Consider the following 16,565-nt stretch of genomic DNA (forward strand, 5'->3'; position numbering starts at 1 on the left):
CTATCGGCCATTCAATACTGCATCGATCAAGGTTTTTTGCTGCTGTAAACATTTCGACAACCTGAACCGATTTTCGACGGTTCTCCGTGCCGCCGCCCGCATCTGAAGGCAGGCATCCGGGTCGCGCAGAACGTTCATGATCGCTTCGGCCAGCGCGTCACTGTCGAAAAACGGCACGAGCAGGCCGTTCTGCCCGGAACGGATGACTTCGCGTACCGGCGGCGTATCCGAGCCGATGATGAGCGCGCCGCACGCCATGGCCTCGACCACCGACCACGACAGGACGAAGGGGTAAGTGAGATAGATATGGGCGGTGGATATCTGATAAAGCTTGCGCAATTGCACGTGCGGAATGGTGCCGGGAAAAACGACCCGGTCGGGCGGCAAATCTACCGTCTTCAGCAGATGCTCGCGCCATGAACCGCCGCCGGGTGGCGGCGTTCCGTAGCTCACCCCGTCTCCGCCGACGAAGACGAAAACCGCATCATCGTTCTGCCGAATGACTTTGGCCGCCGCTTCCAGCGCCTGCGGGAATCCCCGATAAGGCTCCAGATCGCGGGCCACGAAAGTGATCACCCGCGATTCTCCGGCTTTCAGGACCCGCCCGTCCGGCAACTGGATCGAGGCGTGACGGTCGGGGTAGAAGAGCTTGGTGTCGACACCCTCATGCACCACGGCAATCCGGTTCTGCACCGAGCGCGGGTAAAGGCTTTTCTGCCAATGGGTGGGGCTCAGCCCCCCATCGATCGCTTCGAGCGTCACGAGCTGGGCCATATTCCGCAGCCGAAGCCTTTTATGCGTTTCGATATTGGGACGATCACCGGGAGCGAATCCCACATCCGCGCCCTGGGCACGATAGAAAAACTCGCAATAACCAAGAGCGGGCGCTGCGGGCAGCACGTCCTTTACGAACATCATGCTGCCCCAACCTATGTGACCGACGACGATGTCGGGTGACTGACCATGACGGACCATTGATTCGAGTGTCTCCGCCACGCGGTACCCGATCCTCGTATGATGATCGGGTACTTCGAGATACCGGGCCATTGCACCGCCGGTGCGGGGGCCGGATTCCACTCTGTGACGGATGACGCGGACCGCTGGGAGGCGACGATCCACTGTCTCGCAAATCAGGCTTACATCATGTCCGCTCGTCGCCAGATTTTCGGCCAGTGCAGCAAACTGACCAAAACCACGCCTGTGCACGAATGCTATACGCATGTTACAAAACGTGCTCGACGGGAAGCCAAAAGACGGCGCGGCACATCAAATGCCATAACGTGCGGCATTGCCCCACACGAGTTCAAGTCTGTGTAGGGTCTGATAGGCGATCTCCAGATTACGCAGATCGTCATCGTCACGGGTGAGAATATGGTTGTAGGTCCGGCTTGCATTCCGCAAGCTGGCGCACAGCCTTTCACCCTTTTCCGTCAGGCGGATACGTGCGGATCGTTTGTCTCTTTGCGAGGCTACGCGATCGACATAGCCGCCATCCGTAAGCTGCTTGAGATAATAGGAAATGTTGGATCCGACATAATGTCCGCGATCCAGCAATTCACCAACGGTGAGTTCGACATCGCCGATAGCCATCAGAACCAGTGTCTGGGCCGGACCGATATCTTCCACACCTAATTTCGTCAGCTCTGTTTTCAGCAAACTCACAAAGCGGCGGTTTACTCGTTCTATCATCCGGGCCAGTTCGAAATGCGTAATGACAACTGTATGGGCCGGACGTCTGCGTTCCTGTTTTTCGGCGCTAACTTCAGGGAAATCAACGGCTGTGAAGCCGTCAACTGATGTTTCGACTTCCACTCCCTCGTGTAGAAGTTTTTGCATCTTTTGCTCTCCATTTTCAATTTTACTTCAAAATTTGAAGAAATTTCCGGTTATATTTTCTTGCCTCCTTTCGCATTTCCCCGCCGTAAGAACCTTTTTTCTGTCACATTCTCTGCAGTATTACTTTACTGAACTTGAGAACTAGCACACAGTTTTTAGGGATATCCGCCACCTGTGACCATTCCAAGGCAGATAGCGTATGAATGATACTCGCGAAATCAACTCGATTGGCAAGAGCCCTGCTCACAAAAAAGAGACAGGCGATCCGGCGACAACGCCCAAAGGCCTGATTTTCAGGGCCCGCCGCGTTTTCCTGTCAGGATTGCTTTATGCAGTGCTGCTAAGCGCCTGTATCAATTTGCTACAACTCACTGTACCCCTCTATATGTTGCAGGTTCATGATAGGGTACTGAACAGCCGAAGCATGGATACGCTCACCATGCTGACCATTCTCGCCGTCGGGGCGATGCTGGTTTTCGGCGTTCTGGAATATATCAGGTCCCTTTCCTTCCAGGCCATGGGCAGCGCATTGGTGCGCCGCCTGAACCTTGCCGTATTGACCGCGGCGGTTCAGGCTTCGGTCAATCAGGGTATGCCTAAAGCGACACAAACGCTCCGGGACCTGACCGAACTGCGCAGCTTTCTGACGTCCCCCGCCATCAATGCTCCGCTCGATGCGGCATGGTCCCCGATCTTCCTCGGGGTTCTGTTCATCCTGCATCCGATGCTTGGCGTCATCGGCCTTGTGGCCGTGCTCATTCTGGTCGCCTGCGGCGTCCTCACCGACCTCCTGACACGCAATCTCGTGCAGGAAGCGAATCAGGCCAATGTCGAGGCGATTGCGAAAATCGGCAGCAGCCTACGCCATGCCGAGGTCATCGAAGCCATGGGGATGCTGCCCGCGCTTGCGCGCCGGTGGCGCACGATGCAGCTACAGGCGCTCGAAGTGCTCGACCTTGGCGGAACCCGCGCTCGCGCCCTGTCCTCGTTTGCACGCACGGCGCGGTTCATCATCCAGATCGGATCACTGGGTCTGGGCACGCTTCTGGCCATGCAGCAGGAAATCTCGCCGGGCGCGATGATCGCCACCAGCATCATCATCGGCCGCCTTCTGATGCCCTTCGACCGCATTGTGGAAAACTGGCGTCAGTGGGTCAGCGCCATAGCAAGCTGGAAGCGCGTGCAGTCGCTATTGTCCGAAAACCTTGCCGTGCGCCAGACCATGCCCACACCGCGCCCCAACGGCGACCTGGTGGTGGACAAGCTGATCTATGCCGTGCCGGGTGTCGACGTTCCGATCATCAAGGGCATCTCGTTTTCGATCTCGCCGGGCGAAGTGCTCGGCATTGTCGGCCCCTCCGCCGCCGGCAAATCGACGCTGGCGCGCCTCCTCATCGGCATCGTCAAACCGTCATCGGGCGGCGTCTTCCTCGACGGCAACAATGTCTATCTGTGGGAGCGTGGCTCCTTCGGTGAAATCGCAGGCTACCTGCCGCAATCGGTGTCGCTTCTCGACGGAACCATCAAGGACAATATCGCCCGCATGGGCGACAGCGACCCGCACCGGGTGCTGGAAGCCGCACGCCTTGCCGACGTGCACGAAATGATCGGGCGCATGCCGCTCGGCTACGACACGCCGGTCGGCGACGGAAGGCTGACGCTTTCAGGTGGCCAGCGCCAGCGCATCGGGCTTGCGCGCTGCCTCTACAACCGCCCGCGCCTGATCGTACTCGACGAACCGAATTCCAATCTCGATGCCGTTGGCGAACGCGCCTTGATCCGCGCGGTCGAACATGCCCGCGACGACGGGGCAATCGTCATCATGATTGCACACCGCCCGTCCATCATGCAGGTAGCCGACAAGCTTCTGGTTCTGGAAAACGGCCGCATTTCGCAGTTCGGCCCGCGCACGGACGTGGTCGCCTCGCTGACACCGGCCAATAATGGCCCGAAAATGGGAGCAGCAAACGCATGATGGGCAAATCCGTTATTCCTCGTCGTGTTTCCAGCCTGCTCGCGCCACGTGCAGAATCATCGGATCATCGCGCCCTCACCCGCTTCGGCAGCGTCAAACCCGAATGGGCGCTCGATCTGGAGCGTGAAGATGCGCGTTCGCCGCTGCGCGGCCTCATCATCGCAGGCCTTGCCACAATCGGCGTCGCCTTCGGCGGCTTCTTTGCCTGGGCGTATTCCGCCAATCTTGGAAGCGCGGCCGTTGCCATGGGCACCGTGATCGTCGATTCCAAACGCAAGACGATCAGCCACCTCGAAGGCGGTATCCTCGATCGCCTGCTCGTGCAGGAAGGCGATCTGGTCAAGGTCGGCCAGCCGCTTCTCCGGCTCGACGACACCAAGGCCCGTTCCGATCTTCAATCGCTGGAGAGCAGGCGCATCGGCCTGATTGCAAAACTGGCGCGGCTGCGCGCCGAGCAAGCGAGCGCGAAGGAAATCGCCTTTCCGGAAGGCTTTGCCGAAAGCGGCGAAAATGCCGAGAATGCCGTTCGGGCCGAGAACATCTTTTTCCAGAAACGCCTGGCTCAGAAACTCAGCAAGATCGACATCCAGCAAAAGACCATCGAGCAATATACCGAGCAGGCCAAGGCTTCCGCCGCACAGATTGCCGCCACGGATCGCCAGATCGAACTGATCGGCGACCAGCGCAAGGCGATTGCAAGCCTTGTCGACAAGGGTTTTGCCCAGAAATCGAAACTCACCGAGATCGATACGCGCCTCAGCCAGCTTGCGGGAGATCGCGGCGAATATGCAGGTGACAAGGCCAAGGCCGAACAGGCGAAGGCCGGAGCGGAATTCGCCCTGTCCGGCATCGAAAGCGATCTTCAGTCTGAAATTGCCGGTGAAATCACGTCGAGCCAGGTGGAACTTTCCGACGTTCAGGAACGTATCGTTGCGGCGAAGGATGTGATGCGGCGCGTGGAAGTTCGCTCGCCGCAGGAAGGCATCGTCGCCAATATCCGGCTGCGCACGCCGGGCGGCGTCATTGCGCCGGGCGAAGCGATCATGGATATCGTCCCGGAAAACGAACCGTTGGTCGTCGAAATGAAAATCAGCCCGCGCGATATCGACAGCATATCGGTCGGCGCCAGCGCCCAAATTCGTCTGACCGCCTATAATCAGCGCACCATGGCGCCTCTCGACGGAAAGCTGACCTATATCGCCGCCGACCAGTCGCTCGACGAAAAAACCGATACGGCATTTTTCGTGGCCCGCGCGGAAATCACTCCAGCCGCTCTCGCCGCAAATCCCGCCGCCCGGCTTTATCCCGGAATGCCTGCCGAAATCATCATCGTGCACAAGGAACGCCGGGCCATCGACTATCTCGTCTCGCCGATTACGGACAGTCTCAACCGTGCCTTCCGCGAAGATTAATATGAAGAGTATTTCTCAGTAATACTCAAGCCTGGGTTGAAATCCCGCATCATACAGATGCCGCGCGTGAAGATTCATGCGCGGCACTATCTATTTGAAACCACTTTAAAAATACCCTCCACATGATGAAATTTCGATTTTTGAAATAAATTGCACATAGATACAATGTAAATATAAATTATAATAACAAGAAAATTAATTTATAAATTATTTCATAGAATCGTAATATAAATTACACGTAATAATTTGTTACTTACGCTTGCCTAAATTATACCAATTGGCAATGTTGCAATTCCACTTAATGCATAGCAGACTACTAAGAGCATAATGGTCGGAGCATTCCGGCTTGTGGAAACCCCATACAGGAACACAAGGAGAAGCAGATGGCCACTTTAGAAGGCGGCGCCTACGACGACGTGTTGTTCGGCTCCCGCTTTGACGATTTCATCCGCGCCCATGGCGGTGATGATCTTGTCTTCGGCGGCGACGGCAATGACACGGTCTTCGGCGGCAACGGGAGTGACATCCTTTTCGGCGGCACGGGCGACGACACCCTGTTCGGCGAAAACGGAAATGACATTCTCTTCGGCAATGAAGGAAATGACGTCCTGAGCGGCGGCAATGGCAACGACGTGCTGTTCGGCCACAATGGAGATGACATTCTCCAGGGCGGCAATGGCTCCGACCTGCTGTTTGGCGGCGCTCATAATGACATTCTCGAAGGTGGAAACGGCAGCGACATCCTCGATGGCGGTGCAGGAAACGACGTTCTCATCGGCGGGCATGGCAGCGATACATTCCTGTTCAGCGGTGGCGGCGGCAACGACGTCATTCTCGACTTCAATCCCGGCGAAGACATCCTGCAGATTCAGAAGGGTATCAACGGTCTTGATATTTCTTCGGCGGATGATCTTACCGACCGTGTCACGCAGGTTGGTGGCAATGTCGTTGTCGATCTCGGCAATGGCGACACCGTCACCCTCGTAAACACCGATGCAAGCGATGTGCAGGAACATCCCGATCAGTACTTCACTGTTCACTGATTAAACAATCGAGAGCGTGCCCGGCTATCCTCCCGTCGGGCACGTTTCATCTTCCCGGACCTAGTGGTCTGATTCCGACATTTGCATCCCTCTGATACAGGCGCCGAGCAAATGTCGGAATCGAAAAGACCACTAGTAAGTTTATGTATCTAGTGGATTTTTCGAATTTGACGTTTGAAACAGCATCTCATTCAGTCGGGATCCAAACGTCAAATTCAATCCACTAGTTATCCAAATAACTTCGCGTTTCCGGGCCTCCGAAAGAATGAAAGGGCCTCACATTGAACCTCGACCATTCGGCGGACATTGAAAGCAAAACCGAAAACCTTTCCATCTGCCGTCTTTGCGCCGATGTCGCTGTAGTCATCTGGGATATCCCGGCCCCGGCTCGTACAACCACCAAATGCACGCTTGAAATGCCCGTCCAGCCGGTTCCGCTGGTGAGCGTGGGCATCCCGCTCGAAAGCGGCGGCATACGCATGTTCTGGGCGATGCGCACCGGCAGCGATCCCGTTGAACTCTCGCTCTCCGCCGGTTCTCTCGGCCCGACGGCCCAGACGGTCGTCTATCCGGCCAACGAGCTCGCTCCCTTCGACGTCGAATATGTGACGAGTGATCTCACCCTACCCGGCCACATCAAGCTTCTGACCAATATTCTGACCACGTGGCGCAGCACATTCCGGCTTTCGCGAAACCAGACTTTCGCATCTCTCGTGCGTGACCTGACTTTCGCATTGACGCCCGAACCACGTGAAGCCCAGCATTGCGGCGAGCCCGTCCAAAGCCATCACCTGCTTGAAACGGCGGTCGATCCGATGCTGGGCGAGATTTCCGCCATCTATGGCATCACGTCGGGCAGCGTCATGGTTATTCCGCCCAGATTCGTTGTCGGCAAACAGGCCCGCAATGCCTGGCAGCCATGCCATTTTCTGCTGGAAGCGACACAGGACCTGCCATCGTCGCTCCTGCTGGTACTGACGGGCCAGAAAGGCGTTGCCGTCCGCAAGCTGGCCAGCCCCAAAAGCGAGCAAACGGATTTCGCAAAATGGTGGACCAAATGGCAGGGTAACGGCGCGCTGCGCGAATTTCTTGTCCGCCAGCTCGGCAAGCTCGGCCCCGCCGGCGCGGCCGTCGCCATCGACCTGCAAACGCGTACGCCACTGCCCGTGCGCCAGATCGCACAATCGGCCACCCATCCCGCGGCGGAAATCGACCTCGCGCTTGCGCTTGACGGCGGGCTGATCGTCGGCGGCTGGATGCACGACCCGGCAGCCATGCTTGCCGATATCGAATATCTGCCCGAAAACGGAAGCGCGCTGTCGCTGAAACCTCATTTTCACAAGTTTCCGGGCAAGGTCGCCAAAAGCCCGGATGCCCCGCAGCAGGATGTGACCGGCTTCGTCGCCTGGCTTCCTTCGGTGCAGAATCTCGGACCGCTGCTGCAACCGCGCTTCCAGATTCGCCTTGCTTCCGGCGCGACCGCGCCGCTCGTCCCCGCGCCCCAGCCTTTCGAGCCATCCGCGCAGCGCAACCGCATCCTGCGCTCCGTACCGCCGCAGCAGGCGCGACCCGACGTATTCACGCATATCCTGGCGCCCGCGCTGACCGAAGTCGAAAAGAAGCTGGGCGCAACGGTGCGGATTTCCGAAGTCAAGGATTACGGCCAGACGCCAGCCTCGCCGCTCGCGTCCATCGTCATCCCCCTCTACCGCAATCTCGATTTCCTGCGGTTTCAGTTCTCGGCAATGGCCACCGATCCCTGGCTGATGGAAAACGCAGAATTCATCTTCGTGCTGGATTCGCCCGAAATTCAGGACGATACGGAACACATGCTGGGCGGGCTGCACATCCTGCACGACATGCCCTTCAAACTCGCCGTGATGAACCGCAACGGCGGTTACGCCCGTGCCTGCAATGCGGGCGCCGGCATCGCGACAGGCACCACCATCGTCATGCTGAATTCCGATGTGGTTCCGACGGAACACGGCTGGTTGCAGCAACTCGTCCAGCCTCTGTTCGATCAGCCCAAGCTCGGTGCGATCGGCCCGCGCCTCCTGTTCGAGGACGGCTCCCTCCAGCACGCCGGGCTTTATTTTGCCCGCGACCGTCAGGGCATCTGGCTGAACCATCATTATTACAAGGGCATGCCCGGAAACTATCCGTCCGCGCTGCGCGCACGGGAAGTGCCGGGCGTTACCGGCGCCTGCCTCACCACACGCAGGGATATCTTCGACCTGGTCGGCGGATATACTGAAGATTATATCATCGGAGACTATGAGGACAGCGACCTGTGCCTGAAGATAAGGCAACTCGGCTTCGGGATATACTACGAACCCGCCGTCGCTCTTTACCATTTCGAGCGCCGCTCGATCCGCCGCAGCGCGGACTACATGCGCGGCCTCGCCAGCCAATATAATTCCTGGCTCCACACCCAGCGCTGGGACGACGATATTGCCGAACTGATGGTTCCATCGCAAGACGACGATCGGGCGGCCGATCTGTCGAATGTGATCATGACCAAGTCTGAAAGGAACGCCGCTTGACGGATGTGGTAATGCTGAAACAGCCAGCCCCCGAAACCGGACCCGCTATTCCGGATACGCAGATCGACTGGCTGATGCAGTCTGTTCTGAAGAACCGCTTTCTGCCCTCGCCCGACCCGAACAGCGTCTTCGTCGGAGATGGCGATTATCGCGCGGTAGGCGCCGAATTTCTCGGCCATTTCATCCGCAAGGGCGGGCTGCGGCCCGATGCGCGCGTGCTCGACATCGGTTCGGGCATAGGCCGCATGGCCGTGCCGCTGACGCAATATCTCGACCCTGCCAGGGCGCGCTATTCCGGCATCGACCCGGTGGCGGGCGGCGTCAACTGGTGCCGCCAGAACATCGCGTCGCGCTACCCGAACTTCGATTTCCGCCACATCGATATCGCGCACGATCTCTATAATCCGAAGGGGGTGGTCAATGGCATCAGCCTCGTTCTGCCCTTTCAGGACAAGAGCTTCGATTTCGCGATCATGACGTCGGTCGTGACGCATCTGCCGTCGGATGAGGTCAAGGTCTATCTGCGCGAAGTCGCGCGCGTTCTCGCGCCCGGCGGCAGGCTTTTCATGACCGCTTTCGTCGTGGACGATATTGCGGCGCGCGACCGGCATGGCAAGCGTGACAGGCGTCTCGCCTTTGAACGCCATGGCGACGGTCCATGCTGGTTCGTGCCGGATCTGCCGCCCCTTGCCGCAGTCGGCTTTGAAAGCGGCTTTCTCGACCGCGCGCTGGCGGGTGTCGGCTTGATGCTCGAAACCAAATCTCTCGGCCACTGGCGCGGCGTCGACGCCGATCATTATCAGGATATATTCATTGCCTCGCGAGGTGCCATCTGATGGCTCCGCGTGTCCTGATTGCCGCCCATAACCATCCATCGCTGCACCCCGGCGGCACGGAGATATTCGCTCACGACCTTTTCCGCGCCTATCAGCGTGCGGGGTGCGAAGCGATGTTCATGGGCGCGACCAACAAGGTGCATCGCGAGGCCCGTCCCGGCACAAGCTTCCAGAGCATCGGCAATGGCGGCGACGAAATCCTGCTCTGGTCCGGCCATTTCGACCGCTTCTACATGAGCCAGATCGATCTTTACGGCATCGTGCCGGATATCGTCGAACTGCTCAACGATTTCCGGCCCGATGTCGTGCATCTGCATCATCTGCTTTTGCTTGGCGCGGAATTTCCGCATATCGTGCGCCGCACATTACCAGATTGCCGTATCGTTCTGACTTTGCACGATTATTATCCAATCTGCCATCATGACGGCCTGATGGTCCGCACCACCGGCAAGGAATTGTGCCATGGGGCTGGCCCCGACCGCTGCCATGCCTGTTTCAAGGATATTGCACTCGACAAATTCGTGCTGCGCGAACGCCACATCAAGTCGCTGCTGAGCACCGTCGATGCATTCGTTTCGCCGAGCGAATTCCTGAAACAGCGTTATGTCGAATGGGGCCTGGCGGAAGAACTGGTCAGCGTCATTCCCAACGGCCAGCCCGAGCGCCCCTCAATTCCGACCCGGTCGGCGGAGCGTAAAAAGCCGGTCTTCGGCTATTTCGGCAATCTCAATCCGTGGAAAGGCACGACGGTTCTGCTCGAAGCCGCCCGGCAGCTCATTTCCGAAGGTTTCGATTTCGAATTGCGCGTGCATGGCGCAGCGCCGTTCCAGAGCGAAAGCTTCGTCAACGACCTCGACCGGCTCTTTGCCGAAACATCGCCCTTCGTCCAGCGTCGCGGCGCCTATCGCCGCGAGGACATTGCGCAACTGATCCAGACGGTCGATTGCGCCGTCATGCCTTCGATCTGGTGGGAAAATGCCCCACTCGTCATTCAGGAAGCGCAGGGACAGAACTGCCCGGTCATATGCAGCAATATCGGCGGGATGGCCGAAATGATCGAAAACGAGGTCAATGGCCTCACCGTTCCGCCGAACGATCCGCTGGCACTCGCACAAGCGATGCGGCGCATGGCGGAAAACCCGGATCTGCGCCGCTCGCTCGGTAGCAATGCGCGTCATCCGGATACCATCGACACCACGGCGACACGCTATCTCGATCTCATCGGGAACTTGCGTATCGCCCGTGTCGAGGCAGCATGAGAGGTAAACCATGAACATCGCGACCAAAGTTCCATCTGGGGGGCCATCCGTGGGGGAAGCAAGGCAGGCGACGGCGGCCAATGCCGCAGCCGCGCCTCAAAGGACCGAAGCCATGAAAGGACGCGTTGACGCAATCGAGGAAGGGCGGCTCTACGGCTGGGCCTTCGACCCGTCATTTCCGACGGAGAGACTTCTGATCCGTGTCCTTCTGGACGACAAGCCGATCGCCGAGGCCCCCGCGGACAAGGATCGCCCGGACCTGAAGCGCAACGGCATCGGCGACGGCAAGCACGCTTTTGAAGTGATGCTGCCGCAATTCGCCGCCGCGCGCGCCGGTGAACTCGTGGTCGTTGCTGCCAATGCGGCGGGGACCGAGCAGAAACTGCGCGTGCCGAAACCCGACGAACAGGCCGCCGAAGCACTGATCGCAGCCCCGATGGCGCGCATTCTCGACAAGCTCGACATGCTGATGGCCGCACAGCGCCAGTTGCAGGTCAATCAGCGTTCGCTCCAGCGCGTTGCGCCGACACTCGATGCATCGGGCAATGCCGCGCCTGCCGAACTGCTTGACATTGCAGGCTCGGTCGATGGGCTGCGAAACGACCTGCATCAACGCATGAGCGAACTTGACGTGCATATCATGCGCATGGACGGCGTCGTCGCCGGTCTGGAACAGCGCATGGAGGACGTGCGCAAACGCAGTAATGGCGACATCAAGCTTCTGTTCATGCTGATTTTCGTCCTGGCGGGCTTTATAGCCGGCGCGCTTCTGACACTCGCGGTCATGCCCTGAGGACATGGCAATGTCGCAGGACGAAAGACCAACCGCACAGCCCACCGCCAGACTTGCCCGCGCACCGGATCGCCCACCCATGATGATGGAAGGCGAAATGGTCGTCGGCAGCGTGATCGAAGACACGCTGGTTCTGGTGCTGGGCATCGGCGGCGCCGCCACCGATCAGGTGACGGCCTTCCTCAATGGCGACCCGGCGATGAGTGTGAAGACCAGCCTCATCACCTGGCCGCTCAAGGAACCATCGCCCGCAGGAACTCACGGTTTCGTCGCCATCGTGCCGACCAATGCCCTGCGCCGGGGCATTCTGAAGACGATCATGTTCCAGCATCGGGCCAAGGTCGCGCGCTATAATTTTGCCTCACGCTCCGCCTCCATCGGCGATTTCGTCGCCATGATCGGCGATCTTGCCGGAGCGAGCCTGCCGGGTGTGATCGATGAACTGGTGGAAGGGCTGATTTCAGGTCCGATCAGCAGGAAGAAACTCTCCGCCATCACTGTTCTTCTGCAAGCAGGAGCGCGCTCCGACGGCTGTATCGAACTCATCGGCGGCAGCGACGAAGGCGAGATTTTCGTGCAGGGCTGGGCGCAGGACCTGGCGCCCGCCGTCACGCGCCTGCTCATCAGCGGGAAGAATCCGTCGCTCGCCGAATGCGCGATCAGCGTTTTTGCGCGACCCGATCTCAACGATCAGGCATCGGGCTTCGCGGGCCTGTTGCTCGCCAACGAGCCGGTGGAGCCGACCGACATCGAAAGGCTGTTGTTTCGCGGACGGCGCGGCTGGCGTTTTACCGAAGTTTATGACCGCAGGATGCTTGCCGGCGCCCGCGAAACGCCGGGACACATTCGCGCCATCCTGCCGCGCGTGCGCAGTTCGACCGACATCCTGCTACGGATGCGCTCGGCCGCCAACCGCTTCGACGGGGCCGACACTGTTTCCGGCCTGCCTTTCCCCGTGCGCATGGGGATCGACAATGTCTTTCGCGTCGAGGGCAGCGGGTTGCTTGTTTCCGGCTGGCTTCTCGATCCCGACAGCCATGTGGAAAGCGTGAAGCTGCGCCGTCATCGCGGCGAAATCCAGATCGACACCACATGGACCCGCATCGACCGGCCCGACGTCACCCGCGAATTCGACAACCAGCCGCCGTTCAATGCGGGTCTCGACCCCAGCCGCCATGCCCATGGTTTCGTTGCCTTCGCACCGGAACTTGCGGGTGACAGCACCGCGCCTTTCTATATCGAGCTTGCGATCAGCGACGGGCGCCGCGCCTTCTTCCCGCTGACGCCGACCCGCGTAACCTCGCGCGACGCCATCGTGCGTCAGCTCCGTGCGACCGATCCCAACGCATGGGCGCTGCGCCATATCGTCGACCAGCAACTCGTGCCGTTGCTGCGCGGGGTCAATCGCCCCGCGCCGGAAGTGTTCGGCGTGGTCGATCTCGGTCCGTTCGAGGATGCGGCAGGCCCCGCGATCATTATCGGCATCGATGAGCGCGTCGAGGAAATCGAGCCTTTGCTCGCGCTGCTGGCGCTCGATCCCGAAACGCGGATCGCGCCGATCGTCATTGCGGCCGCAACTGAAATCATCGATCGCGTCGGCGTACAGATCAGGCGGCTTGCGGATTTCTATCGCTTGCGCATCCGTCTCGTATCGGCCAACGGGTCGGAAGACCTTTACGACGCGCTGGAGGTCGGCGCGCGCACGGTTTCCACCGATCAGGTCGTGTTTCTCGCCGGATCGCTGTTGCCGCGCCGCGCCGGATGGCTGAACAAGCTCGTCACCGCCTACCAAGCGCACAAGGATTGCGTGCTTTCGCCAACCCTTGCCTATGAAGATGACTCCATCCGCTGGGCGGGAACCTGGGTCGCGGGACCGCAATCGGACCGCGCCCTCATCAGCCGTTATGCCGGATACCCCATCGGGGCCGTATCCGGCATGTCGCTGACGGAAGTGGCGACGGCCACATTCGAATGCTGCATTCTCCCGCGTGAAGCCCTGTTTTCCGTCGGAGGCTTCACGCGCGGCTATCTCGGCACGCATGAAAAGGGACTGGATCTCGGCTTGAAACTCAAACAATCGGGCCTGCGCTCCTATTGGCTGCCGTCGGCGCAGATGCTTGGCGCGGACGATGCTTCCGTGACGGACAGGGCATCGACCATAGCCCTTATCGAGCGGATCGACCGGCAGGTCTTCGATGCACGCTGGTCTTCCATCCTTGCCGGAAGGCGCAATGTCCAGTTGGAGGAACCCGCATGAGCGACAAACTGCGTGTCCTCGTCATCTCCCATGCCCATCCGTCGATCTCGCTCGGCGGCGGGGAGATTGCCTCCTATAATCTGCACAAGGGGCTGAACAGCATTCCCGACGTGCAGTCGGTCTATCTGGCGCGGGCTGGCCAGCCGCTGCCGCGCCACGGCACCACGGCGCTGATGAGTATGCGTCGCGCCAGCGATGAAATCCTGTTTCACGCCGACGAATACGACCATTTCTACCTGTCGAACAAGAACACGGACGAGATACGCCGCGATCTCCTGCGCTTCGTGCGCGATTTCGACCCGGATATCGTGCATTTCCATCACGTTCTGGGGCTGGGTCTCGAAACGCTCTATGCCATTCGCGAGGCGTTGCCTGACCGGATCATCCTGGTCACGTTCCACGAATTTCTGTCCATCTGCAACAATGATGGACAGATGGTGAAGGCGGGCACGTCCAAGCTCTGCAACGAGGCTTCGCCCATCGATTGTCATGCCTGCTTCCCGCAGATACCGCCTGCGCGTTTCCTGAAGCGCGAGCGTTTCGTGCGCGGTATGCTCGAACTGGCGGACGCTTTCGTTTCACCCAGCGATTTTCTTGCAAACCGCTATCTCGAATGGGGGCTCGATCCACAAAAGATGAGCGTGATCGAGAACGGCATCGCCATCCGCGATGTCACGCCCCCGCGCGAACTGACAGGCCCGAATCCGCGCCGCAGCCGCTTCGCCTTTTTCGGGCAGATCAATCCGTTCAAGGGCATCGACGTCCTGATCGACGCCATTTCACGAGTGCCGGAACAGGTATGGGGCGAGGATTCACGCCTTATGATCTTCGGCGGAAATCTGGAAAAACAGCCTCCCGCCTTCCAGGAGAGGATGCAGAAACTGATCGAGGAGGCCGGGCCGCGCGTGCACTTTTATAGCGCCTACCAGAATGCGGAAATGCCGCGCCTCATGCAGTCGGTCGACTGGGTGGTCATGCCCTCGATCTGGTGGGAGAATTCCCCCATCGTCATTCAGGAAGCGCTGCATCACCGCCGCCCGGTCATCTGTTCCAATATAGGCGGCATGGCCGAGAAGATTCGCGACGGCGAGGACGGCCTGCATTTTCGTGTGCGCAGCGCCGAAGACCTTGCCGACCGCTTCACCGAAGTGCTGAGCGATCCGAGCATCTGGGACCGGCTGCACCGCTCCATCCGCAATCCGGTGCACTATGTCGATTGCGCGAAGGAACATCTCGATCTCTATAACCGGCTGCGCGAGGCAAAGCCCCGCAGACAGAAACCGGCAGTCACAGAAACTGCCCTTTCTCAGGCAAGCTGAGCCTGGTGGATTGAATTTGGCGTTTGAATCCCGACTGAATGAGATGCTGTTTCAAACGTCAAATCCGAAAAATCCACCAGTTTGCCTGTATCATGAAAAAGGAAAAACGCATGGCACGAGCCCTCGTCATGATCCCTGCGGGAGAAGTCTACGATCACGACAATGTACGCTGGTATCGTCATACAGACGTGCAGGGCAGCATCAATCACTACCACAATATCGGCGATGCCTTCGTTTTCGAGTCGTCGCTGAAGCTGATGAATTACGAAAAGGCATCCGAACTGCCGATCACCAATTTCTCGCCGGAGAAGATCGATCAGCTGCGTGAAGACTATGATTATGTGATCCTGCGCGGTTCGAACTACGTCAACAAGGACATGAACTGGCGCGACGCGATCCCGGTGCTGCAACGGCTCAAGCTGCCCGTCATCGCATTCGGCATAGGAGCGCAGGCGCCGGTCAGAGGGGAAATCCAGCTTTCGGAGGAAACCAAGGCCGTCCTTCGTATTATTGCCGATTCCACCACTTCCATCGGCGTGCGCGGTGCCTATACGGCGCAGGTGCTCAACGATATAGGCATCCGCAATGTGCGTATCGTCGGCTGTCCGACGGCCTTCCGCCGCAACAACCAGCACCTTCGCATCAAGCTGCCGCCGATCGAAACCGTGCAGCAGGTGGGTGTCACGGTGCGCCGCGAAGTGTCACCCGCCTATGCGCAGGATATCGAGCAATATCTGACCCGCCACCGCGACCTCGTCAAATCCATGGCCGGGCGCTTCGATGTCACCTTGATGGCGCAGGGCGAGATCGAAGAAAAGAAGATGGTTTTCGGCACGCCCGAGCAGAAGGAAGAAGCCATAGCCGCCCTCAAGGCGCATCGCTGGACCGCCGACTGGTATTTCGACGATGAGATGGAAAACCTCTATCGCCACCGCATGTTCTATTCGGATGTCGTCGCCGATTATGAAAATCTCGTGCGCAGGCAGCAGCTCGTGCTCGGCTATCGCCTGCACGGCAATCTGATGGCGCTGGCCAATGGCGTACCGTCGATCTATTTCACCTATGACAGTCGCACGGCGGAATTTGCCGAAACCTACAAGATTCCGAGCTACGACGTCTTCAGCGACCAGCCTTTCCGGCTGGAGGATTATTGGGATCAGTCGCTGTTCGACAAATATAACCGCGCCTGGTTCGAGACCTATGCCGAGATGAAGCATTTCCTCGATGAAAACGGCGTCGACAACAAGATGACCGAAACCGGCCTGCCCATTGCGGAGTTGAAAGTCGCCTGA

12 protein-coding genes are annotated in these 16,565 nt (G+C 59.0%); 10 read left to right on the forward strand and 2 right to left on the reverse strand.

Features of this window, described 5'->3' with window-relative positions; all coding sequences use genetic code 11:
- Together FHS76_RS13150 and FHS76_RS13155 are read right to left on the reverse strand one after the other, a co-directional pair.
- Positions 1–1,221 (reverse strand): glycosyltransferase family 4 protein, encoded by a 1,221-nt coding sequence (locus FHS76_RS13150; protein ID WP_183653243.1) that lies wholly within the window; start codon positions 1,219–1,221, stop codon positions 1–3.
- Between the two features lie 45 nt (positions 1,222–1,266).
- Positions 1,267–1,836, reverse strand: coding sequence for a MarR family transcriptional regulator (locus FHS76_RS13155; RefSeq protein ID WP_183653246.1), 570 nt, complete (start codon positions 1,834–1,836; stop codon positions 1,267–1,269).
- Positions 1,837–2,035: 199 nt separating this feature from the next.
- On the opposite strand from FHS76_RS13155, the gene FHS76_RS13160 reads away from it, so the two are divergent.
- The 10 genes from FHS76_RS13160 to FHS76_RS13205 all read left to right on the forward strand — a co-directional run bounded on the left by FHS76_RS13160 (position 2,036) and on the right by FHS76_RS13205 (position 16,565).
- Complete coding sequence (locus tag FHS76_RS13160) at positions 2,036–3,811, forward strand: type I secretion system permease/ATPase (RefSeq protein ID WP_183653249.1); 1,776 nt, start codon at positions 2,036–2,038, stop codon at positions 3,809–3,811.
- Positions 3,808–5,223, forward strand: a complete 1,416-nt coding sequence (locus FHS76_RS13165) for an HlyD family type I secretion periplasmic adaptor subunit (protein ID WP_183653251.1) — start codon at positions 3,808–3,810, stop codon at positions 5,221–5,223. Before FHS76_RS13160 ends, FHS76_RS13165 begins: the two co-directional genes overlap by 4 nt.
- A gap of 383 nt (positions 5,224–5,606) precedes the next feature.
- Positions 5,607–6,266 carry a calcium-binding protein gene (locus FHS76_RS13170; RefSeq protein ID WP_183653254.1) on the forward strand — a complete coding sequence of 220 codons (660 nt, stop codon included), beginning with the start codon at positions 5,607–5,609 and terminating at the stop codon, positions 6,264–6,266.
- A 281-nt stretch (positions 6,267–6,547) separates the two neighbouring features.
- Positions 6,548–8,809, forward strand: coding sequence for a glycosyltransferase (locus FHS76_RS13175; protein WP_183653257.1), 2,262 nt, complete (start codon positions 6,548–6,550; stop codon positions 8,807–8,809).
- Entirely contained in the window at positions 8,806–9,645 is an 840-nt protein-coding gene (locus FHS76_RS13180) for a class I SAM-dependent methyltransferase (protein WP_183653260.1), read from the forward strand. The genes FHS76_RS13175 and FHS76_RS13180 overlap by 4 nt, the downstream gene beginning before the upstream one ends.
- The gene (locus FHS76_RS13185) at positions 9,645–10,904 is read left to right on the forward strand and encodes a glycosyltransferase family 4 protein (RefSeq protein ID WP_183653263.1); all 1,260 of its coding nucleotides are present in this window, start codon (positions 9,645–9,647) and stop codon (positions 10,902–10,904) included. The genes FHS76_RS13180 and FHS76_RS13185 overlap by 1 nt, the downstream gene beginning before the upstream one ends.
- 10 nt (positions 10,905–10,914) lie before the next feature.
- Entirely contained in the window at positions 10,915–11,697 is a 783-nt protein-coding gene (locus FHS76_RS13190; RefSeq protein WP_183653266.1) for a hypothetical protein, read from the forward strand.
- 10 nt (positions 11,698–11,707) lie between these two features.
- A complete protein-coding gene (locus tag FHS76_RS13195; protein WP_183653269.1) occupies positions 11,708–13,954 on the forward strand; it encodes a glycosyltransferase family 2 protein in 2,247 nt (748 codons plus the stop codon).
- Positions 13,951–15,273 (forward strand): glycosyltransferase family 4 protein, encoded by a 1,323-nt coding sequence (locus FHS76_RS13200; RefSeq protein ID WP_183653272.1) that lies wholly within the window; start codon positions 13,951–13,953, stop codon positions 15,271–15,273. The genes FHS76_RS13195 and FHS76_RS13200 overlap by 4 nt, the downstream gene beginning before the upstream one ends.
- Before the next feature lie 110 nt (positions 15,274–15,383).
- Complete coding sequence (locus tag FHS76_RS13205) at positions 15,384–16,565, forward strand: polysaccharide pyruvyl transferase family protein (RefSeq protein ID WP_183653275.1); 1,182 nt, start codon at positions 15,384–15,386, stop codon at positions 16,563–16,565.

This window comes from Brucella daejeonensis (assembly GCF_014199265.1).
Taxonomy (GTDB): Bacteria; Pseudomonadota; Alphaproteobacteria; order Rhizobiales; family Rhizobiaceae; genus Brucella; species Brucella daejeonensis.